Raw genomic sequence first — 22,105 nt, forward strand, 5'->3', positions numbered from 1 at the left:
AAGCAAACAAGGAAGGAGCAAATATATGAAACTATTAATTGAAGAACTTGCGAATGAATTGATAGAAGCGGAGCAAAGCAAACATCCGATTGCCCCTCTTACGCAGCGGTATTCCGAATTAAATACTACGGACGCTTACCAAATTCAGCTGGCAGTCATGGAGAAAAAGAAAAAAGAAGGGCGTCAAATTATTGGTAAAAAAGTAGGGCTGACCAGTATAGCTATGCAGGAAATGCTTGGGGTCGATGAACCTGATTATGGTCATTTATTTGATGATATGCAGGTATCTGATGGTGAGGTCGTAAAAATAAGCGATTTGGTTAGTCCGAAAGTAGAGGCGGAAATTGGTTTCATTCTCGGTCAAGACTTGACAGGCCCGAATGTCAACTATCTTGATGTATTGATGGCTACTAAGTATGTAGTACCAACAATTGAGATTATTGATAGCCGCATTGAGGATTGGAAGATTCAATTAGTAGATACCGTCGCCGACAATGGTTCTTCAGCCAAAGTAGTTGTAGGAAACAAGCTGAGTACGGTCGATGGTTTGGATTTGCGAAGTGTAGGGATGGTTCTTTATAACAATGAGGAACTGGTAGCAACGGGTGCAGGAGCTGCAGCCCTTGGACATCCGGCACAGGCGGTCGCATGGTTAGCGAATAAATTGTACGAGTTTGGTATTGGACTTAAAGCGGGAGAATTGATACTTCCTGGAGCTCTTTCCGGCGCACTGACCGTTAAGCAAGGAGATACCATTTCAGCCCACTTCGGTCCTCTTGGTTCTGTTTCTGTAACATTTGAGTAAAGGGAGGTTGTTATTGTGAGTAAAATTAAAGCGGCTATTATCGGTTCGGGCAATATCGGTACGGACCTTATGTATAAGCTCGAAAGAAGTGAAGTAATCGAATTGACCACCATGATTGGTATCGATCCTGAATCCGATGGATTGAAACGAGCAAAAGATCGAGGTTACCACGTGTTAGTGAACGGAATTCAAGGCTTAGTGGATAATCCTGATTTGGCACATATTGTGTTTGATGCGACATCAGCCAAGACCCATGTCAGACATGCGAAAATCCTTAAAGAATTGGGGAAACTTGCAATTGATCTTACTCCTGCTGCCAGAGGACCATTTGTGAGTCCAGCTGTCAATTTGGGTACCAGTCTGCATGCCGAGAATGTCAATATGATTACATGCGGTGGACAGGCGACAATTCCAATTGTACACGCTGTTAATCGTGTAGCTGATGTATCATATGCTGAAATTGTCGCTACCATTTCAAGCAAAAGCGCGGGACCGGGAACGCGTGCTAATATTGATGAGTTTACGATTACGACACGCCGAGGAATTGAAGAAGTGGGAGGTGCCGATCGAGGAAAGGCAATCATCATCCTAAACCCGGCAGAGCCTCCAATTCTCATGCGCGACACAGTCTACTGTGAAGTAAAGAATATGGATAAAGAAGCGATTCGCAAGTCTATTTATGACATGGTGGAGACTGTGCAGCAGTATGTGCCGGGGTATCGACTCAAACAGGAACCTTTATTTGATGAAGGTCGAGTGACGGTTTTCCTTGAGGTAGAAGGAGCAGGGGACTACTTCCCGAAATATGCGGGGAATTTGGATATTATGACTGCTGCAGCGACACGCGTAGCCGAGGATTTTGCACGCAATATTTTGAATAAGAAAACCGTTGGAATTGCTGCAAGTGAAGAATAGTCAGAAAGGAAGAGGTGATCACCGATGAATCGTAAAAGCGATAAACCTATAAAAATTACGGAAGTATGTTTACGCGACGGAAGCCATGTCATGGCACATCAATATACGGAGGAACAGGTTCGTAAAGTTACTCGTGCACTGGATGATGCAGGCATGCACTATATTGAGGTTAGTCATGGTGATGGATTAGGAGGTTCGACACTTCAATACGGCCGTTCTCTTGTTGATGAAATGAAATTGATTGAAGCTGCTGTAGAAGAGTGTAAGCAGGCGAAGGTTGCGGTCCTGTTGCTGCCGGGAATCGGTACTGTTCATGATCTGAAGCAGGCAAGGGAACTCGGAGCAGGGTTGGTTAGAGTTGCGACGCATGTAACAGAAGCAGATGTATCAGCTCAGCATATTGGTAAGGCACGTGAGTTGGGAATGGAAACATTAGGATTTCTTATGATGGCTCATATGGCTCCTGTAGAGAAGTTAGTGGAACAAGCCAAACTGATGGAAAGTTATGGTGCTCAAGCAGTGTATGTGACCGATTCGGCCGGTGCTCTTTTGCCTGATCAAGTTCGTGAACGAATCAGCGCCCTTCGTAATTCCCTAGACATTGAGATTGGTTTTCACGGACACAATAATTTATCTGTTGCCGTTGCCAATACCCTTGTGGCCATTGAAGAGGGTGCAACGCGAATTGATGGCAGTATTCGCTGTTTAGGAGCGGGTGCGGGAAATACACAGACGGAAGTCTTATTAGCTGTATTGGATCGAATGGGAATCGATGTAGGAATGGATCTTTACAAAATGATGGATGCTGCTGAGAATATTGTGGGACCTTTGCTTCCTCGGCCACAGGAGATTAATAAAGGAAGTTTGGTTCTGGGGTATGCCGGTGTTTACTCCAGCTTCCTCCTTCACGCGGAACGGGCGAGCAAGCGGTTTGGCCTTGATCCAAGGGATATCCTAATTGAACTTGGAAAGAGAAACGTGGTTGGGGGTCAAGAAGACATGATCCTTGATGTGGCAGCCGAATTGGCGAGAGCCCAAAAAGTGGAGGTGTAAAAATGACAATTGTGCAAGGAGCAGATATGGAAATTGTTGATTATCTTTTGTCAGCGGAAAAGGAACGCCGGGAAGTCGTAAAAATCACGGATAAATACCCGAATTTGACTTTTGAGGAAGCGTATGTGTTACAGGAAAAACTGATTCAAAGAAAAGAACAAGAGGGTGCAAGGCGAATTGGATTGAAACTTGGGCTTACAAGTAAAGCTAAGCAGCAGATGATGGGCGTTCACGAGGCCATTTACGGATATTTGACGGATGATATGCTAGCTTTGGAATGGGAACCTATTGATTTCAATCAACTCATCCATCCAAAGGCAGAACCCGAAATTGCCTTCTTCATCAATGAAGATCTTCAGGGAACTAACATTACAGCAGCAGATGTTTTGCGCGTAACCCAATATGTGGCGCCGGCGATTGAAATCATTGATAGCAGGTATTTAAATTTTAAATTTACTCTTGCAGATGTTATTGCCGATAATTGTTCTTCGTCCCGCTTTATAGTAGGAAACAAGTGGCTGTCACCTGCTGGGCTGGACTTGGCTAATTTGGGAATGGTTATGTCTAAAAATGGAGAAGTGGCTACGGTAGGAGCGAGTGCTGCTGTTTTAGGTCATCCTGCTACCTCTGTTGCCTGGGCAGTTAATAAGCTTGGAGAAATCGGAAAGGGCTTAAAGAAAGGTGATATCGTGCTAAGTGGCGCTATATCGGAAGCTATCTCCTTCCAACCGGGTGATTCAATTTTTGCCCAATTTGCAGAACTAGGGAGCGTTTCATTTACTTGCAAATAGGACGACAAAGTTTAATTTTGTATAAAAATGGTTGGTGCTTAGTATTTTCCGCTAAGCACCAACCATTTGTTATATTATATAAAAACAATTTATGAGTTTGATATGAATTTCGTCCATCGCCGGCTTTCGAGAAAGCTGGCGATGGATGAAATTCAACTTCATGTTGAAAATTCATTTAGGATATATAGAGATTTACGGTCGTAATTTTATAATTATAAAGTCATGAATTGAGTGGGGTGACTTCTGTTCCACGAAATATTTAGCAAAGCAAGGAAACGGACGAGCTGTCAATGAGTTGTTTGATATAAAGAAAAAACAGGATAAGGAAATCTTAATATAGAAGCTTCTGAGCATGAAGGGGCGCATAATGAAAAACATTTGAGGTGGAACGGGGGATGTTAGTTGGCTATTATCTTAACGATGTTTGTACTAGGGGCACTGCTTGGATTTGTCGGTGCGGGCGGGGCTGGCTTCATTATAGCCATTTTAACGTTAGTTTTTAAGGTACCCATCTATAAAGCATTGGGGACCTCTCTTGTGGCCATGATTTTTACTAGTTTGTCAGGTGCTTATAGCCATTTTAGGGAAGGAAATGTTGTATGCAAGATCAGTTTCATCACAGGAGGATTTGGAGCTTTAGGCTCTTTTATGGGCTCCAAAATCGCTTTTATCTTTCCAATTTACATTTTACCGTGGTTGACGGCAGGGATGTTATTCCTATCGTCCTTCTTGCTTTTGGTTCGTTTATTCATGATGAAGAACAAGAAGGAGAATCCAGAGAAAAGCCCTTCTTTTTTGTTGGGAAGAGCGGCCGTATTAGGGGGGATTTTTGGAACAGTATCCGGGACGGTTGGAATTGGTTCTGCTCCTTTTATTCAAATTGGTTTATACACGCTGCTGGGTCTATCGATTCGTCAATCAATAGGAACTACAATGCTAGTGATTGTTCCAATCGCAATAGGCGGGGGAATCGGGTACAGCACGGAAGGGTATTTGGATTTTATCTTATTGTTTCAAGTTTTAGTAGGAACTATGCTTGGAGCCTACGGAGGAGCAAAATTGACAAACTTCGCACCAAAATTATTCTTGAAAGTGGCAATGGTCACAACACCCGCACTAGCTGGCTTCCTCTTGTTAATTTAGTACTGATGCCAAATAGATGAGAAGGCCAATCCAATCTAGTATAAGAGGCATGACGACGATTCCTAGAATGGCTCGCCACATCCGAAAACATTTTCAATTAAGGAATAAATCTATCATAAATTCTCAATATTTGATTGTGAAAGATAAAAAACGGATTTTACCTGCAGTTGCCTATTTAGAAGGAGAAGATGTTCATAGTTTGTGAATTTGGAGGAAGATATGTTACATCGTGACTATCTGTACCATGTATAATGAAACATTCCTTTCAAACTATGTGATTTGCCTTTTGAAATGTTTTAAACGAAAGTATTGGCTAGTTACTACTAGTTACACTATACTTTAAGTAAATGAGTAAGATGCACTGAAGAAAGATGATTTTTTAAATACTATTATAGATAGTGCCATTCTAAAGGTATCATTCTAGTCTTTATAAGCATTTTTAGAAATATGTATATTTTTGTAATACAAAGAGGTGTTAATTGGATGAAATCTTATACACAATTTGAGCGAAGAAAATACATACTTGATGAGTTAGAAAAATACAATCGAGTGATGGTAAATGATTTAGCCAAAGTGTTAAATGTTACCACAGAAACAATTCGAAGAGATTTAGATATGATGCATAAGGAAGGTAAACTTACGAAAATACATGGTGGTGCAGTTAAGAAAAAAGATCATACCATTGAATTTTATTTTGACAAACGTCGATCTGAGAATATTGAAGAAAAACGAAAAATTGCTATGGAAGCAAGTAAAGTGGTAGAAGACAACGATATTATTGCAATTGAAATTGGAACGACTACGATGCAAATTTTGGATTTTATACATGATAAAAAGAATTTGACAATCCTAACAAACTCGATACCAGCTGTCAATAAGATTATTGAGCTTAAAGAACAGTATGATTCATTTGATTGTAAATTAATAGTCTTTGGTGGAATATTAAACTCAAATTCATTAGCATTGTCTGGAGAAATGACGTTAAACTATCTTAACCAATTTACTGTTAATAAATTATTTGCTTCATGTGATGGAATTTCTTTAGAGCAGGAACTGACGTGTTCGTATATTGAGGATGCGCAGATTTTTCAGCAATTAAAGAAAAATGCAAAACAAGTTGTGATGATGATAGATGAGTCAAAGTTTAATTTAACAAAGTTTTATAAAAGCGGAAATTTTGAGGATATCGATGCGCTGTATACAAATGCTAAACTCGATGAAAGATGGCAAAACGCTCTATTAAGTAAAGGGATTGAAGTAATAACGGTATAGAAACAACATCTTAAAGTAGACTATTTCTTAATGAGAAATAGTCTTTTTTGTTATATTTTTTTGTAAATGCATTGTTTTGTTTTGTTATTATGTTGATTTTACAATTCGTTAACATAATAACAACATTGTATTAATAATGTGCCCGTACAATATGAATTAGGAGGTGCAAGAATGCAAATAAAATTATCAAAAGCTGTGTTCTTTTTATTACCGGTTGGAATACCTCTAATATTGTTTTGGATTATTCCGAATTTATTTAGTTTAGGTATTAGTTTTACAGACTGGGATTTCATGACTAGTGACTTTAATTTTGTTGGTTTAGATAACTATATTAATTTGTTTACACAGGATTCTTTTATACAGGCATTGTTAAATACTCTTTATTTTGGAATTGGGACAGTCGTTCCAACGATTGTATTAGGTTTAGGTTTCGCATTGTTCTTCCGAAAGAAGTTCAGAGGCTCTGCAATTTATCAATTAATGATTTTTTCGCCTTGGGTAACACCAACGGTAGCTGTATCCATTGTATGGTCACTTCTATATGAACCTCAATATGGAGCTATCAATAAGGTGCTAGAATTTTTCGGGATACCGGGTTTGGACTGGCTGAAGAGTAGTGATACAGCAATGCTAGCGGTCATTATTGTAACGGTATGGAAACTAGTTGGATGGACGATGCTTTTCTATATCGGTGCACTAGAGAAAGTACCAGATAGCTTGTATGAAGCTGCTAGTATTGATGGAGCAAATTCATGGCAGAAATTTCGAAATGTAACACTACCGATGGTTTCACCAACAACTTTCTTCTTAGTTGTTGTCAATATCATTACTTCGGTGCAGGCTTATGATCAAATTAAAATTTTAACACAAGGTGGACCGAGTGGTTCGACACGAACGTTACTTTATTTATTCTTCCAACAAGCGTTTGAACAGTTCGATATGGGATCTGCAACGGCAATCGCATTTATTATATTAATCATTACAATCCTACTATCCGTTATAAACAAGATAATAGGTGACAAGTGGGTGAACTATTAAGATGAATGATAAGAAAAAGACACCATTAATTCTAAAGCATATCTTTTTGGCTTTATCAAGTATCTTGTTTGTCTTTCCATTCATATGGATGGTACTTGGTTCGTTTAAAACATCCAGTGAAGTATTACAAGGAGGTTTTTGGCCTAAGGAATTCCACTGGGAAAATTATCGTCAAGTATTAGACATTCTTCCATTTAACACGTATATATTTAATAGTTTTTATACTTCGTTCCTTATTACTATATATGTACTTGTTTCGTCTGCACTCTTTGCTTATATGTTGGCATTTTATAAGTTCAAAGGGAAGAACTTGACATTTAGTGTTGTCATGGCAACGTACATGATTCCTGGAGCTGTATCGTATGTTCCGGTATATGTGATGTTAGGAAAAATGGGCTTACTTAATTCGCATTTTGGATACATTATCACTATGGCTGTTAGTGTATTCGGTATTTTCTATTTAAAACAGTCATTCCACAAGGTTGGTTATGAAACAGTAGAAGCAGCCAAAATTGATGGAGCAAGTGATTGGCGTATTCTTTGGAAGATTATTTTTCCAATGACGAAATCATCATTTGTAACACTAGGTTTGGTTACATTTATTGGGAATTACAATAATTATATTTGGCCAGCTCTTATATTGAATGATGGCAACAAAAAATTAATTACTAACGGAATTGCTGATTATTTCATTAATAGTTCCTTAGGCCGAGATTGGTCGCACATTATGGTTGCAAGTACAATCGCTACAGTGCCGCTCTTAATCGTATTTTTAGTTTTACAAAAATGGTTCCTCTCAGGCGTTACTGATTCAGGAATAAAAGGCTAACTAAACATTAAAGGAGACATTCGGGATGAGAAAATTATTAATGCTTTTAACGATTTTGTCATTATTTGTTGGTGCACTTGCAGGCTGTTCAGGTGGAAAAGGAAATACTGTCAAAGTAACTAAAGAAGGGGATAAGATTGTTGTTCCGTTTATTAATGGCGTAGGTGGTTCACTTGCAGATCAAGTAGATAAGATTGTCGAGGAATACAATAAAAGTCAAGACAAGTATGTAGTGAAAACAACAAAAGCAGGTAACTACGATGAGTCTTATCAAAAGCTTCAAAGTGGATTTGCAGCGAATAACCAAGAGGCAATTGCATTGTTAGGTTCAGACGTCATTCAAGAATATGCGAAGAAAAAGTTAATTGTACCTCTAGATCAATATGCTAAAGATGATAAGCAATTTAACAAAGACGATTACGGAAAAGGTTTTATGAATCAAGCAACAATTGATGGGAAATTATACGGAATTCCTTTTTACGGTACAACTCAAATTTTTTATTACAATAAAAAAGTGTTAGCGGAAAATGGCTTTACACCTGACGATTTAAAGACGTGGGAAGGTGTAGAAAAAGTAGCGAAAAAAGTAGCAAAACGTGACGCAAGTGGAAATGTCACATACGCAGGTTGGATGCCAATGTGGGGTACGTCAAACTTAATTGACGCGGTTCACAGTGCTGGCGGAAATGTTTTAAGTGAAGATGGAACAAAAGTATTAATCAACGATGACACTTGGGTTACAGTATGGGAAAAATTCCGTACATGGCTTCATGACGATAAAATTATGAAAATTAATTCAGGTGGAACTGGATGGGAATATTGGGATAAAACAATCATTGATTTAGTTGAAGGTAGAACGTTAGGATATACAGGCTCATCTGGTGACCAAGGATTTGTTTTTAAATCGTTAGGTAAAGGAATGACTGAGCAAGAACGCCTTGACACATTTGGAGCAGTACCACAACCAGCTTGGGGTAATAATAAACCAGCGCCAAAATTAGAAAGTTATTTATTCACATTAACGAGAAATATTGATCCAGAAGTAGCAAAAGGTGCATATGACTTTATGAAATTTGCTACAAGCACTGAGAAAACGGCTGAATGGTCAATGGCAACAGGCTATATCCCTGTTCGTAACCATGTAACAGATTATGCTCCTTATGCTGAATTTGTTAAAAAACAACCACAAGCATTAGTTCCAGTAGAGCAAGCTAATAAATATGGAGTTGCGCCATTTGTGGATCCAACAGGTGGTAAAATCAATGACGCATTAAATGTAGCTAAGGATAAAGTAGAAATTGAAGGAATCCCTGCAAAACAAGCATTAGATGAAGCGGCTAAAGTTGCGCAGGAAGAATTAGATAAAGTTGTGAAAAAGAAGAAATAAAGTTTTCATGTATTATTTTGTAAAGGAACGAGAGGTGCTTTTGAACCAAAGAGGTACCTCTCCTCTATATTTTGGTAAGTAAAAATAGAAAAAAGGTGTGGAAATCATGATTGAAATGAAAGGTGCCATGACTCTTTCTCCATTCGTAAAAAATAAACATTGTTTCCAAATGGATTCAACTGACATTGTCAACTTTACATTAACTATCGATCAAGGGATCGGCCGAAAAATTCCGCTTTTACTAATCTTGAGAGACCCTAATGGGTATGTACGTATACAGTATCAAACGCCAATTGTTGACGAAAAACTGGTTGTTGCAAAAGATCCAAAGTTTTGTTCAGCTGGTTGCGTTGGAGAGGAAATACCGTCTGGTAATTGGGAATTAGAAGTAGTATATACCCCTCATTGTGCAGATAAAGCACTAAAGTTTACCGGAAGAAACATGGACTATAAGGTAAATATATTAGTGAATGACGAGTTAGAACGAGAATATAATCGAGAGCATTTTTGCAAGGAAAATGTCTTTATTGATGAATACAATTTTGAAAAGGTAATGAATGAAGAGCATCGTTGGTACAAAGGAGATTTTCATGTCCACACAGATTTAACAGATGGCGAGATGGATGACGAGCTGGCAATGAGCGTATGTGAAAAACAAGAGTTAGATTTTTTATATGCGACGGAACACAATATTGTTATGCCATCTTATCAAAAAGGAAGCACATTGATAATACCATCGATGGAACTGACAACTCCTTACGGTCATTACAATGTGTTCGGGATGAAAGAATACGTTAACTTCACAGAGTATTTAGATGAATCCCTTAACGCTACAAGCATGGATGAACTATTTTCTTTCATAAAAGAAAAAGGCTATTTAATTAGTGTGAATCATGCATTTATGAAACCTTGGACGAACCAAATTGATATTAATCTAGAAAATATTCATACAATGGAAATCATGTGTGATCCAACTTATAGCAAAAGCAAACCATCTACTTTAGAAGCTTTAAAATTCTTCGATCAAATGTGGTTAAGTGGTCTTAAAATCTGGGGGATTGGCGGAAGTGATTCTCATTTACATCCATCTAAAACATTCCCAGGATCTAAAGACCCGTCGATTTATGGTGACCCAGGAACGTATGTATTATGTAATGGCTTATCGATTAAAAACTTAAAGGATGCTATCTCAAAAGGCAGAATTTACTTTTCTCGATTTAGAAAATTAGAGATAGCTATTCAAAATGAAGGTAAAACCATTTATGTCGGCGATGAGGCTCAAGGAAATATTCGCTACAACATTCATACAGATAAACCGTACGAGTGGAGATTGATTGTGAATGGCCAAATAATTGAAAAAGAATTTGGTAGCCAAGTAACCTTTGACTTTTCTTTAAATGAAGGAGCATATGCTAGAGTTGAAGGTTGGGAAGATGATGAATTAGTAGCGTTTATAAATCCTATTCATAATAACGTTAAGCGTCAGGATATTAAAACATGGTATGAAGTTTTAGGAGGACCAGAGGGTGAATAAAGGAATTATTTTTGATAAAGATGGAACACTTATACAGCTAGATTCTGTCTGGTACAAAGTTGTTCATCGTGTGCTAGATGATATATTTCAAATGTATCCAAATGAAAAAAGTAAACGAAATGAATTCCTAAAGATTATTGGTATGAGTGATGACGATTTTGAGAGTACGAGTTTACTAGCTTGTCAAACAAATTACTTTATTGCGGCTGCATGGTTTTCATTATTAGAAAATCAAAATGTGGATAAAGAGAGCTTTATTCATGAGGCATGTGTATTATTCAAAAAACACTCTACAGCAGATGATCTCGTATTTACAGAAGTGAAAGGTGCAAAAGAAACATTAAAATATTTAAAAGATCATGAATATGTAATAGGCGTTGTTACAGCAGACGACGTTGATGCAGCTATTCATTCACTTAAAATGACGGGATTATATGATTATGTAGACTTTTTAGGTGCAGATGATGGTGTTAATAAACCAAAGCCTGACAGTGATTTCTATTATATGTTCAAAGAGAAATTTTCATTGAATGAAGAAAATATTTTAATGGTAGGCGATACACTAACAGACATTAAATTTGCAAGAAATAGCAATATTAAAGTAGTGGGCGTCTTATCGGGTGCGAGCAGTAAGGAAGATTTGGAAGGCGAAGCGGATTATATTTTAGACAGTATGAAGGACATTTCTAAAATTTTATAAAGTGAAACTTCCATCAGTGGGGGTTTTCTTCATCCCCCACTGATGGTTAGTTGAACCAATCGGGCTTTTATGGGCAGTTATCCCCCACCTATCTTCTTCGCTTCTCTCAATCTTGAGGTGGGGGTCTTACTGCCCGTTAATGCGGGATAAAACAATGTGTGGTCAATATTGTCAATAACAGTATCTTTAAAAATAGCTAAAATTATAGGAGGCAATTATGGCTCAGCTATCATTCAAAAATATTTATAAGAAATATGATAATGATATGACAATCGTAAAAGATTTTAATCTAGAAGTGAATGATGGAGAATTTATCGTTTTGGTTGGACCTTCAGGATGTGGGAAATCGACGACATTACGTATGATTGCAGGACTTGAGGAGATTTCAGAGGGAGATTTTTATATTGATGGAGAGCGTGTAAATGATGTTACACCGAAAGATCGAGATATCGCAATGGTTTTTCAAAACTACGCTCTTTATCCACATATGACAGTTTATGATAACATGGCGTTCGGCTTAAAGCTGCGAAAATATAGTAAAGAGGAAATTGACCAACGTGTGAAACATGCAGCACAAATCCTCGGACTGGAGCAATATTTAGACCGAAAGCCAAAAGCACTTTCAGGTGGACAACGTCAGCGTGTTGCATTAGGTCGAGCGATTGTTCGAAATGCAAAAGTTTTCTTAATGGACGAGCCATTATCGAACTTAGATGCGAAGCTGCGCGTTCAAATGCGTGCTGAGATTACAAAGTTACACCAACAGCTGCAAACAACAACTGTGTATGTTACACATGATCAAATAGAAGCGATGACAATGGCGACACGCTTAGTTGTGCTAAAGGACGGTATCATCCAACAAGTGGGTACCCCTAAAGAAGTTTATGAAAAACCAGAGAATGTATTTGTCGGAGGCTTTATCGGCTCTCCTGGAATGAACTTTTTCAAAGGAACATTAACAGAAAATGCTGTTATGATTGATAAATGGAAAATTGAAGTCCCAGAAGAGAAGATGAAAAGTTTACGAAACAAAGGGTATGTGAATAAAGAAATTATCATCGGTATACGTCCAGAAGATTTTTATTACGGAAAAACACTTGTAGATTTACCTCATGATACAAAGATAACGGTAACGATTGATGTATCAGAATTAATGGGATCAGAAACATATCTTTATTCTAATATCAATGGTCAATCCTTTGTCGCGCGTGTTAACTCCTCAGTTGATGTGCATAGTCAATCTGAGATGGATCTAGCTTTGAATATGGAAAAAGTTCATTATTTTGATTCTGAAACTGAAAAACGAATTGTTTTATAAATTGTCCAACGAACAAGTCATCAACAATTCGACAGTATCATATTTATAAATTCTATCAGGCTTATCCCAAACAGGGATAGGCCTTTGTTGTTGAGTAATTTTTTTCATTTTTAATAAAGTGAAACTTCCATCAGTGGGGGAGTATTCATCCTCAAGTCAGTTACCCGAATTTGGTTGCAGCTTACATTATTTCTGAAGGTGCAGATGAATTGGTGTAAGAAAAAATTATTCGAAATTGTGTAGAAATTTATGTATGATTTAACTTAGCTATATTTGGTGTTCGTTTAAAAACACGGATTGATGTAAAAAGATACAAGGATAATGCTCTGTTTTATAAGTGGTTTCGTTCAATTAAATTTAATGAACATAGTATTTGATTTAACTTCAAAAATTATATTAATAAATCAATATGTATATTATCAAAGGTTTTGTAAAGATGTTAAACAAGAATTTACAGAAATCATTTGTGGAATTTTACCTATATAATCCAACTTTATCTTTCAATGTTTGTACAATATTCATCTGTTTTAAAACATTTTCTAAAAATAATAAAAATAGAATTGTAGAAAAGAGAGTGAGAGTATACATTCTTTTGAAATAAATATAGTTTTTTATATTCTCACTATTCAAAATATAAAAACTTTTATAATTTGAATATGTTAGCGTTTTCATACTTGAAAAGTTATGCTAGAATAAATTCATAAGTTATTAATTATTATAAAAAGAAAAAAGAATTCCTTTTTTCTGTTAATTATAAGGGGGCATTTTATTATGCGTATTGGGGTACCAACAGAAATTAAAAACAACGAAAACCGTGTAGCTATGACACCAGCTGGTGTTGTACATTTAATTCGTAACAATCACGAAGTATTCATTGAAAAGGGTGCAGGATTAGGATCAGGTTTTACTGATGAGCAATATGTAGAAGCAGGAGCAAAAATCGTAGAAACAGCTGAAGAAGCTTGGGCTATGGAAATGGTAATGAAAGTTAAAGAACCAATTGCGAGCGAATACAAATATTTCCGTGAAGGTTTAGTGTTATTCACTTACTTACACTTAGCTCCAGAACCAGAATTAACAAAAGCATTAATTGAAAATAAAGTAGTAGCAATCGCTTACGAAACAGTTCAATTAGAAAACCGTTCTTTACCATTACTAGCACCTATGAGTGAAGTAGCAGGTCGTATGGCTGCACAACTTGGTGCACAATTCCTTGAGAAAAATAAAGGCGGAAAAGGTATTTTACTTGCAGGTGTTCCAGGGGTAAAACGCGGTAAAGTAACAATTATCGGTGGTGGACAAGCTGGTACAAATGCAGCGAAAATCGCTGTTGGTCTAGGTGCTGAAGTAACAATTATCGACTTAAGCGCAGAGCGTCTTCGTCAATTAGATGATATTTTCGGCAACCAAGTGGCAACTTTAATGTCTAATCCTTACAATATTGCACAAGCTGTAAAAGAGTCTGATCTTGTAATCGGTGCAGTATTAATTCCAGGAGCAAAAGCACCAAAACTTGTAACAGAAGAAATGATCAAGTCTATGGAGCCAGGTTCTGTTGTTGTTGATATCGCAATCGATCAAGGCGGTATTTTTGAAACAACTGACCGCATTACAACACATGACAACCCAACTTATGAAAAACACGGCGTAGTTCACTATGCAGTTGCAAACATGCCTGGTGCGGTTCCACGTACATCTACACTTGCATTAACAAACGTTACAGTACCATATGCAGTACAAATCGCAAACAAAGGCTACAAAAAAGCTTGTCTAGAAAACACTGCATTATTAAAAGGTCTTAACGCGTTAGATGGCTATGTAACATTCGAAGCGGTTGCAGAAGCTCACGGTGTAGAATATAAAGCAGCAAAAGAATTGTTAGAAACAGAAGCAGTATCTTGCTAATTTAAATATCGAACAATATTTTCATACATCAGGATAAGAGCTAAGAGAAGTGCCTCTTAGCTCTTCTTATCTAGAAGGGGGCAAGAATCGTGGCCAACTTATTCAAAAAGAAATCTGTGACAAAATTGTTAGATCAAAGTCAAAGTAAGACTTTGACAAAATCATTAGGGGCATTTGATTTAACAATGTTAGGAATTGGAGCGATTATCGGTACAGGCGTTCTTGTATTAACTGGAATAGTAGCAGCAAGAGATGCTGGTCCAGCTGTTATTTTCTCATTTATGATTGCAGCAATTGTTTGCGGCTTTGCGGCATTATGTTATGCAGAGGTTGCTACAGCATTACCTGTATCAGGAAGTGTATATACGTATTCATATGCAACAATTGGAGAATTTGTTGCTCATTTAATGGGATGGACATTATTGTCAGTATATGTTCTAACAACAGCAGCGGTAGCTGGTGGTTGGACTGGTTACTTTAATAATTTAGTGAGTGGATTGGGATTAGAAATTCCGAAACAATTATTAACGATTCCAGCTCAAGGTGGAATTGTAAACCTTCCAGCGGTTATAATTACGTTAGTATTAACATGGTTACTATCTCGTGGTACGAAAGAAAGTAAACGTGTAAATAATGCAATGGTATTAATTAAAATTAGTATTGTTGTATTGTTTATTGTAGTTGGTGTGTTCTATGTAAAACCAACAAACTGGATACCATTTGCACCGTATGGCGTAAGTGGGGTTTTTGCCGGAGCAGCCGCAGTATTCTTTGCTTTCTTAGGATTTGATGCGTTAGCAACTTCAGCTGAAGAAGTAAAAAATCCACAGCGTGATTTACCGATTGGTATTATTGCATCACTTGCTGTTTGTACAGTTATTTATGTTGCAGTTTGTCTTGTTATGACAGGAATGGTGTCATACAAAGAATTAAATGTACCAGAAGCGATGTCTTATGTATTAGAAGTTGTTGGACAGGATAAAGTAGCAGGTGTTATTTCAATTGGTGCAGTAATTGGTATCATGGCCGTAATTTTTGCTTACATTTTTGCAACAACACGTGTATTCTTTGCGATGAGCCGTGACGGTTTACTTCCGAAATCATTTGCAAAAATTAACAAGAAAACAGAAGCGCCGGTATTTTCAACATGGTTAACAGGTATCGTAAGTGCTTTAATTGCCGGATTTGTCGATTTAAAAGAATTGTCAAACTTAGCGAATATTGGAGCATTACTAACATTTGCAATGGTAGCTGTTTCTGTACTGATCCTTCGTAAAACACATCCAAAGTTACAACGTGGCTTTATGGTGCCGCTTGTGCCAGCACTACCAATCATTTCGATTGCATGTTGTTTATTCTTAATGGTTAACTTACCGCTGACAACATGGTTATACTTCGGTGCGTGGCTTGCGTTAGGGGTTATTGTATACTTCGTGTATTCTAAGAAACATAGCCATTTAAAAGAAGATGAAAGTTCGCAAGAGCATTTAAAACAAGCAAATTAAAGGGAAAAAGCCTTGTGCGTTGGGGAGCGTACAAGGCTTTTTTATGCGTAAAAAGGGAATTGGAAAATCTTGTAGAAATTTGTATGTTGAAAGATAGAAAAGGGGGAGAAATAATGGCTGTAAAAGAAGAATTAAAAGTTGTAGTTGGAGCAGAAGGATATAACAATAACCCAGGCTGGTTGCATACACAAGAAGCTGAACTAAATTTATTAAAAAGTGCAGATTGGACGAAAAAGTTTGCTCCAAACTCTATAGCAGCAATCTTGGCAGAGCATGTGTGGGAGCATTTAACATATGAAGAGGGAATAGAAGCTGCAAAAGTTTGTTATGAATTTTTACAACCAGGCGGCTATATTCGCTGTGCAGTACCAGATGCGTTTTTTCCAGATGAAGATTATCAAGCTGGGGTACAAGTTGGGGGACCTGGACCACTAGATCATCCAGCTGCAAGTCATAAAATTGTTCATAACTATAAAACGATGGCTTCGATGTTTGAAGAAGCTGGTTTTGAGGTGAACTTACTAGAGTATTGTGATGAAAAAGGGGAATTTCATTATAACGACTGGAATGAAAAAGAAGGTTTTATTTATCGGTCGAAACGCTTCGATCATCGCAACCAAGATGGGAAACTTGGCTTTGTCTCATTGATTGTGGATGCAGTTAAGCCTGAATAAAGTGAAACTTCCATCAGTGGGGAGCTCCATCCCCCACGGGTGGTTAGTTGAACCAATCGGGCTTTTACGGGCAGTTATCTCCCACCTATCTTCTTTGCTGTTCTCTGCATCTTGAGGTGGGGGGTCCTACTGCCCGTTAATGCGGGATAAAAGAAAAAAGAACTGGTGAGCAAAGCTCATTCAGTTCTTTTTTTCATATTTTAAAAGCACAATGCGGTAATTACCATGAAAAATAGATGACTCTTCGTATTGGATGGTGAGTGGCAACGTTCCTATAATATTACTCAACTTACGATTAATGTTTGTTCCGAGTCGCTCGGTAATAAAGTTCATTAATTTCCGTGGTGTATGTAGTTGTTTTTCTTCAGAAAGAAATTTATCCAAGATTACAATAGTCCCTTCTTCTTTCATTACGCGCAGCGCTTCTGAAAGCGCGGCATTAGGATGTTCTACAACGCTTAAAATGAGATTTAAAATAACGACATCAAATGAATTATTTGGAAATGTAAGCTCTTCGGCATTCATTTGTTGATATGTAACATGAGAATAAGGATACTTTCTTTTGGCTTGCTTTAGCATATGTTCTGAGAGGTCAATTCCAGTGATGAGGGTATCTTTCGGAAGAAGAGGAATATCTTGTCCTGTACCAACTCCAACTAATAATATTTTCTGATTTTCTGTAAAAGGTATAAGCGAAAGTGCTCGTTTTCTTGCTTCGATAAAGAAACGGTTTTGCATGAACAAATCATAAAAGCTAGATAATATTTTATAAATTTTTTGATTTTGCTTATTTTTCATGACATTCCCTCCAATTTTTTACTTTTACACACAATGTTCAAAAAATAAAAACGGAAATTATTGACACATATGAGCGATCATTCATATAATAAAAGCATAACATATATGAATGATTGTTCATATGTTCAAATAAAGAGGTGAGCTATTGTGACTGAACAAAAAGTAGAAACAACCGAAGAAACGTGTTTACAAAATGTCATTCATCAAGAAATTGTAGAACAAGTACAACAAACAATTCCAAAAGATGATAGCTTAAGTCAAGTAGCAGAGTTATTTAAAGTATTAGGAGATCGTACACGCACACGTATTTTACATGCTTTATTTGAAGCAGAACTGTGCGTATGTGATTTAGCATATTTACTCGGAATGACGCAATCGTCTATTTCTCATCAGTTACGTGTATTAAAGCAAGCAAAGCTTGTGAAAAATCGTAAAGAAGGAAAAGTAGTGTACTATTCACTTGCTGACGATCATGTCATTCGCATTTTCGAACAGGCATTTGAGCATGTAAACGAAGAAAAGCAATAGAGACACAAGGAGGGAGACATATGGGGGAAGCATTGGTAAAACGAAAACTTGTGTTAGAAGGCTTGGATTGTGCGAACTGCGCGATGAAAATTGAAAAAGGTGTTGGAGATTTAGAAGGGATATCTTCTTGTTCTGTTAACTTTGTAACGAAAACAATGACGGTAGAAACAGCGAAACAAAAAGAAGAACATGTTGTAATGGAAGCAAAGCAACTTGTAAATAAATTAGAACCGCATATTCATGTGAAAGAAGAACAAAAAACGAGAACTGCAAAAGAAACATTTATACTAGAAGGTTTGGATTGTGCAAACTGCGCGATGAAAATAGAAACAAAAGTAGGCGAAATGCCTGCAGTTACATCCGCATCTGTTGATTTTGTTTCTAAAAAATTAAGAGTAGAAGTAGCAAACAAACAAGAATTAGAGACAACTATTGCGAACATAAAAGAAGTCGTACAGAAATTAGAACCAGAAGTAAACGTAGTGCGTGAGAAAGAGAAAACAGAACATAATCATAGTCATGATCACGGAGAAGCGAATACGAAAAAAATGATTTGGCGGTTATCGATTGGGGCGATTTTAACTGCTATTGCTGCACTAGTTTCATTACCGCAAATCATCACAATTCCACTTTTCGTGATTGCTTATATTATTATAGGCGGCGATATAGTTTTACGTGCTGCAAAGAATATTGTACGCGGGCAAGTGTTTGATGAAAATTTCTTAATGGCAATTGCAACACTTGGTGCTTTTGGGACTCAAAACTATTCAGAAGCGGTCGCGGTTATGCTCTTTTATCAAGTAGGCGAACTGTTCCAAAGTATGGCAGTGAATCGTTCACGTAAATCTATTAGTTCATTAATGGATATTAGACCCGACTATGCAAACTTAAAGCTAGGGAATGAAACGAAACAAGTATCACCAGAGGATGTACAAATCGGTGACTTCATTATCGTCAAACCAGGTGAAAAAGTGCCATTAGACGGTAAAGTAATAGAAGGGGCATCGATGGTAGATACATCAGCGTTAACAGGAGAATCTGTACCGCGTGAAGTAGAAGTTGGCAGCGACGTATTAAGTGGTTTTGTTAACCAAAATGGTGTATTAATAATTGAAGTGACGAAAGAATACGGTGAATCTACTGTTTCAAAAATTCTTGATTTGGTGCAAAATGCAAGTAGTCGTAAGGCGCCAACAGAAAACTTTATTACGAAGTTTGCTCGTTACTATACACCGGCTGTCGTAATTACAGCTGCAGCATTAGCCTTCGTTCCACCACTTATTATAGAGGGGGCAACGTTCTCAGATTGGATTTATAGAGCATTAGTCTTTCTTGTTATTTCTTGTCCTTGTGCATTGGTTGTTTCTATTCCACTTGGTTTCTTCGGTGGTATTGGCGCAGCATCTAAGAACGGAATTTTAATAAAGGGCAGTAATTATTTAGAAGCATTAAATGATGTAAAACATATCGTATTTGATAAAACAGGTACGTTAACAAAAGGTGTATTTAAAGTAACAAATATGCAGCCAAGCGAATTTGTGACGAAAGAAGAATTGTTAGAGTATGCAGCATTTGCAGAAGTATATTCGAATCATCCAATCGCACAGTCAATTCGAACTGCATATGGAAAAGCAGTGAACGAGCATATGATCGAGGAGTATAATGAAATTTCTGGTCATGGTACAGTTGTGAAAGTTAGTGGAAAAGAAATTTTTGCTGGAAATGCAAAGTTAATGAGTAAAGAAAATATTACATTCCAGCAACCGCAAACTGTTGGAACACTCGTACACGTAGCCGTAGATGGTGTGTATGCCGGATACATTGTCATTTCTGATGAAATCAAAGAGGATGCTAAGCAAGCCATTCAATTATTAAAACAAATTGGTGTGAAAAGAACCGCTATGTTAACTGGCGATGCAAAATTAGTCGGAGAAGCAGTTGGAAAACAACTTGGTGTTGATGAAGTACATGCAGAACTGTTGCCACAGCAAAAAGTAGAAGAAATTGAAAAAATTGATGCGACAAAACATCCGAAAGAAAAAATAGCATTCGTTGGGGATGGCATTAACGATACACCAGTATTAGCAAGAGCAGATGTCGGTATTGCAATGGGTGGTTTAGGATCAGATGCAGCAATTGAAGCAGCTGACATTGTAATTATGACAGATGAACCTTCGAAGATTGCAACAGCTATTCAAATTGCGAAACGTACGCGCAGTATCGTATGGCAAAATATCATTTTTGCTTTAGGGATAAAAGCTGTTGTTCTTTTATTAGGGGCATTTGGCATTGCGACAATGTGGGAAGCAGTCTTCTCAGATGTTGGTGTCACTTTGCTAGCGGTATTAAATGCGATGCGTGTATTACGAGTAAAAGCCTAATAGAAGTTTCAATTTATAAAAGCAAAAGGAGAGAAGCGAGATGCTTCTCTCCTTATTTTTTTGTAGAATTTGCAATTTGTTCTCGCACTGTTTGGATATAGTTCATTTTATGGTCCCAGCACGCTTGACTTAAATCGACTGGATATTCTTCCGGATTCAGTGTCCGTTTATATTCTTCCCACAAGGATGCTAGACTGTGTTGTGTGTGGCGTTGAATATCAAGTATGTCTGGCAATTCGTATGTGCGCTGTCCGTTTACGAAAATATCATGATGCAGTTCTTTTGCTTCAAAGTTCGTGACAAACTTACTAATATACGTATGAACAGGGTGGAACATTTTTAAGCGCTCTTCTTGCTGTGGTTCTTCTGTCTCTAATGCAATATAATCACCTTCTGCATGATGATTGGTACGATTGATAATACGATAGAGACGCTTTAATCCTGGTGTTGTAATTTTTTCAGGGTTGGAAGAAATTTTAATCGTGTCGTTTAGTACGCCATTTTCGTCTTCAATACAAACTAGTTTATAAACGGCGCCTAATGCTGGTTGTTCAAATGATGTAATTAATTTTGTTCCAACACCCCATACGTCAATTTTTGCCCCTTGTGATTTTAAATGTAAGATGGTGTATTCATCTAAGTCGCTTGAAGCGATAATTTTTGTATTCGTAAAACCAGCATTATCTAGCATTTTGCGTGCTTCTTTTGATAAGTATGCCATATCTCCGCTATCAAGACGGATGCCATAAAAATCAATGCGGTCCTCGAATTCCTTTGCTACGCGGATGGCATTTGGTACACCAGATTTTAATGTGTCATACGTATCAACGAGAAAAACGCATTTTTTATGTGTTTCTGCATATTTCTTGAATGCTACATATTCATCACGATACGCTTGTACAAAAGAATGAGCATGTGTGCCGGCAACAGGGATACCAAAACGTTTTCCTGCCCGAACATTACTTGTTGAAGAAAAACCACCGATGAATGCTGCCCGTGTTCCCCAAAGTGCCGCATCAAACTCATGAGCGCGGCGGGTTCCGAATTCAAGGAGTTCATCATCACCAGCTGCATGCTTCATCCGTGCAGCTTTTGTTGCGATTAATGTTTGGTAGTTCACAATATTTAAGAGGGCCGTTTCAATAATTTGTGCTTCTCCAAGTGGTGCTTCTATACGTAAAAGCGGTTCATTATGAAAGACAACTTCGCCTTCCTGCATGCTGCGAATGGATCCGCTAAACTTCATATTTTGTAAGTAGTGTAAAAAATCTTCCTCAAATTGAAGTTCCTTTAGATAGGCAATATCACTATCTGTAAACCCAAAGCTCTCCACATACTCTATAATCTTTTCAAGCCCTGCAAAAATAGCATAACCGTTTTCAAAAGGTAGCTTGCGAAAGTATAAATCAAATACTGCACGGCGGTTATGAATATTATCTTTCCAATATGTATAAGCCATATTAATTTGATATAAGTCTGTGTGTAAGGCGTAACTATCGTCTTTATAATGCGTCATAACGTAAACACCT

At 37.4% G+C, this 22,105-nt stretch carries 19 protein-coding genes; 17 read left to right on the forward strand and 2 right to left on the reverse strand.

The genetic code is table 11. The annotated features are described in order from the left end of the window. The first annotated feature begins 25 nt into the window (after nucleotides 1-25). The 15 genes from CN326_RS10685 to CN326_RS10755 all read left to right on the forward strand — a co-directional run bounded on the left by CN326_RS10685 (nucleotide 26) and on the right by CN326_RS10755 (nucleotide 16,869). Nucleotides 26-805, forward strand: a complete 780-nt coding sequence (locus CN326_RS10685; RefSeq protein ID WP_098309003.1) for a 2-keto-4-pentenoate hydratase — start codon at nucleotides 26-28, stop codon at nucleotides 803-805. A 15-nt stretch (nucleotides 806-820) separates the two neighbouring features. After that, complete coding sequence (locus CN326_RS10690) at nucleotides 821-1,720, forward strand: acetaldehyde dehydrogenase (acetylating) (RefSeq protein ID WP_098309004.1); 900 nt, start codon at nucleotides 821-823, stop codon at nucleotides 1,718-1,720. A gap of 24 nt (nucleotides 1,721-1,744) precedes the next feature. Further along, entirely contained in the window at nucleotides 1,745-2,773 is a 1,029-nt protein-coding gene (gene dmpG, locus CN326_RS10695) for a 4-hydroxy-2-oxovalerate aldolase (RefSeq protein ID WP_098309005.1), read from the forward strand. A 2-nt stretch (nucleotides 2,774-2,775) separates the two neighbouring features. Then, complete coding sequence (locus CN326_RS10700; RefSeq protein WP_098309006.1) at nucleotides 2,776-3,564, forward strand: 2-keto-4-pentenoate hydratase; 789 nt, start codon at nucleotides 2,776-2,778, stop codon at nucleotides 3,562-3,564. A gap of 402 nt (nucleotides 3,565-3,966) precedes the next feature. Next, on the forward strand, nucleotides 3,967-4,707 hold the full coding sequence (locus CN326_RS10705) for a sulfite exporter TauE/SafE family protein (protein ID WP_098309007.1): 741 nt from the start codon (nucleotides 3,967-3,969) through the stop codon (nucleotides 4,705-4,707). A gap of 483 nt (nucleotides 4,708-5,190) precedes the next feature. Next, entirely contained in the window at nucleotides 5,191-5,979 is a 789-nt protein-coding gene (locus CN326_RS10710) for a DeoR/GlpR family DNA-binding transcription regulator (protein ID WP_098309008.1), read from the forward strand. A 171-nt stretch (nucleotides 5,980-6,150) separates the two neighbouring features. Continuing rightward, nucleotides 6,151-7,017 (forward strand): carbohydrate ABC transporter permease, encoded by an 867-nt coding sequence (locus tag CN326_RS10715; RefSeq protein ID WP_098309009.1) that lies wholly within the window; start codon nucleotides 6,151-6,153, stop codon nucleotides 7,015-7,017. Between the two features lies 1 nt (nucleotide 7,018). Further along, entirely contained in the window at nucleotides 7,019-7,846 is an 828-nt protein-coding gene (locus CN326_RS10720) for a carbohydrate ABC transporter permease (protein WP_098309010.1), read from the forward strand. Between the two features lie 25 nt (nucleotides 7,847-7,871). Next, on the forward strand, nucleotides 7,872-9,233 hold the full coding sequence (locus tag CN326_RS10725) for an ABC transporter substrate-binding protein (protein ID WP_098309011.1): 1,362 nt from the start codon (nucleotides 7,872-7,874) through the stop codon (nucleotides 9,231-9,233). Nucleotides 9,234-9,348: 115 nt separating this feature from the next. Next, nucleotides 9,349-10,767 carry a CehA/McbA family metallohydrolase gene (locus tag CN326_RS10730; protein ID WP_483295642.1) on the forward strand — a complete coding sequence of 473 codons (1,419 nt, stop codon included), beginning with the start codon at nucleotides 9,349-9,351 and terminating at the stop codon, nucleotides 10,765-10,767. After that, entirely contained in the window at nucleotides 10,760-11,467 is a 708-nt protein-coding gene (locus CN326_RS10735; protein WP_098309013.1) for an HAD family hydrolase, read from the forward strand. The genes CN326_RS10730 and CN326_RS10735 overlap by 8 nt, the downstream gene beginning before the upstream one ends. Nucleotides 11,468-11,684: 217 nt before the next feature. Beyond that, a complete protein-coding gene (locus tag CN326_RS10740) occupies nucleotides 11,685-12,785 on the forward strand; it encodes an ABC transporter ATP-binding protein (protein WP_098309014.1) in 1,101 nt (366 codons plus the stop codon). 771 nt (nucleotides 12,786-13,556) lie between these two features. Further along, nucleotides 13,557-14,690: an alanine dehydrogenase gene (ald, locus tag CN326_RS10745; protein WP_098309015.1), complete on the forward strand. Its 1,134-nt coding sequence runs from the start codon at nucleotides 13,557-13,559 to the stop codon at nucleotides 14,688-14,690. An 89-nt stretch (nucleotides 14,691-14,779) separates the two neighbouring features. Next, nucleotides 14,780-16,195, forward strand: coding sequence for an amino acid permease (locus CN326_RS10750; RefSeq protein WP_098309016.1), 1,416 nt, complete (start codon nucleotides 14,780-14,782; stop codon nucleotides 16,193-16,195). Nucleotides 16,196-16,308: 113 nt separating this feature from the next. After that, complete coding sequence (locus CN326_RS10755; RefSeq protein WP_098309017.1) at nucleotides 16,309-16,869, forward strand: class I SAM-dependent methyltransferase; 561 nt, start codon at nucleotides 16,309-16,311, stop codon at nucleotides 16,867-16,869. A gap of 180 nt (nucleotides 16,870-17,049) precedes the next feature. On the opposite strand, the gene CN326_RS10760 is transcribed toward CN326_RS10755, so the two are convergent. Continuing rightward, complete coding sequence (locus CN326_RS10760; protein ID WP_098309018.1) at nucleotides 17,050-17,667, reverse strand: class I SAM-dependent methyltransferase; 618 nt, start codon at nucleotides 17,665-17,667, stop codon at nucleotides 17,050-17,052. A gap of 147 nt (nucleotides 17,668-17,814) precedes the next feature. On the opposite strand from CN326_RS10760, the gene CN326_RS10765 reads away from it, so the two are divergent. Continuing rightward, nucleotides 17,815-18,195, forward strand: a complete 381-nt coding sequence (locus CN326_RS10765) for an ArsR/SmtB family transcription factor (RefSeq protein ID WP_098309019.1) — start codon at nucleotides 17,815-17,817, stop codon at nucleotides 18,193-18,195. A gap of 20 nt (nucleotides 18,196-18,215) precedes the next feature. Next, nucleotides 18,216-20,576: a heavy metal translocating P-type ATPase gene (locus CN326_RS10770; RefSeq protein WP_098309020.1), complete on the forward strand. Its 2,361-nt coding sequence runs from the start codon at nucleotides 18,216-18,218 to the stop codon at nucleotides 20,574-20,576. A gap of 52 nt (nucleotides 20,577-20,628) precedes the next feature. On the opposite strand, the gene CN326_RS10775 is transcribed toward CN326_RS10770, so the two are convergent. After that, the gene (locus CN326_RS10775) at nucleotides 20,629-22,092 is read right to left on the reverse strand and encodes a nicotinate phosphoribosyltransferase (RefSeq protein ID WP_098309021.1); all 1,464 of its coding nucleotides are present in this window, start codon (nucleotides 22,090-22,092) and stop codon (nucleotides 20,629-20,631) included. Between the last annotated feature and the right edge of the window lie 13 nt (nucleotides 22,093-22,105).

The sequence above is a fragment of the Bacillus sp. AFS018417 genome, from assembly GCF_002560985.1.
Classification (GTDB): domain Bacteria; phylum Bacillota; class Bacilli; order Bacillales; family Bacillaceae_G; genus Bacillus_A; species Bacillus_A rhizoplanae.

What these genes read in the sequence shown, in the direction of transcription:
- CN326_RS10685 (WP_098309003.1), top strand. Translation starts at nt 26, where the DNA reads ATGAAACTATTAATTGAAGAACTTGCGAATGAATTGATAGAAGCGGAG.
- dmpG (WP_098309005.1), top strand. Translation starts at nt 1,745, where the DNA reads ATGAATCGTAAAAGCGATAAACCTATAAAAATTACGGAAGTATGTTTA.
- CN326_RS10700 (WP_098309006.1), top strand. Translation starts at nt 2,776, where the DNA reads ATGACAATTGTGCAAGGAGCAGATATGGAAATTGTTGATTATCTTTTG.
- CN326_RS10710 (WP_098309008.1), top strand. Translation starts at nt 5,191, where the DNA reads ATGAAATCTTATACACAATTTGAGCGAAGAAAATACATACTTGATGAG.
- CN326_RS10715 (WP_098309009.1), top strand. Translation starts at nt 6,151, where the DNA reads ATGCAAATAAAATTATCAAAAGCTGTGTTCTTTTTATTACCGGTTGGA.
- CN326_RS10720 (WP_098309010.1), top strand. Translation starts at nt 7,019, where the DNA reads ATGAATGATAAGAAAAAGACACCATTAATTCTAAAGCATATCTTTTTG.
- CN326_RS10725 (WP_098309011.1), top strand. Translation starts at nt 7,872, where the DNA reads ATGAGAAAATTATTAATGCTTTTAACGATTTTGTCATTATTTGTTGGT.
- CN326_RS10730 (WP_483295642.1), top strand. Translation starts at nt 9,349, where the DNA reads ATGAAAGGTGCCATGACTCTTTCTCCATTCGTAAAAAATAAACATTGT.
- CN326_RS10740 (WP_098309014.1), top strand. Translation starts at nt 11,685, where the DNA reads ATGGCTCAGCTATCATTCAAAAATATTTATAAGAAATATGATAATGAT.
- ald (WP_098309015.1), top strand. Translation starts at nt 13,557, where the DNA reads ATGCGTATTGGGGTACCAACAGAAATTAAAAACAACGAAAACCGTGTA.
- CN326_RS10755 (WP_098309017.1), top strand. Translation starts at nt 16,309, where the DNA reads ATGGCTGTAAAAGAAGAATTAAAAGTTGTAGTTGGAGCAGAAGGATAT.
- CN326_RS10760 (WP_098309018.1), bottom strand. Translation starts at nt 17,667, where the DNA reads ATGAAAAATAAGCAAAATCAAAAAATTTATAAAATATTATCTAGCTTT.
- CN326_RS10770 (WP_098309020.1), top strand. Translation starts at nt 18,216, where the DNA reads ATGGGGGAAGCATTGGTAAAACGAAAACTTGTGTTAGAAGGCTTGGAT.
- CN326_RS10775 (WP_098309021.1), bottom strand. Translation starts at nt 22,092, where the DNA reads ATGACGCATTATAAAGACGATAGTTACGCCTTACACACAGACTTATAT.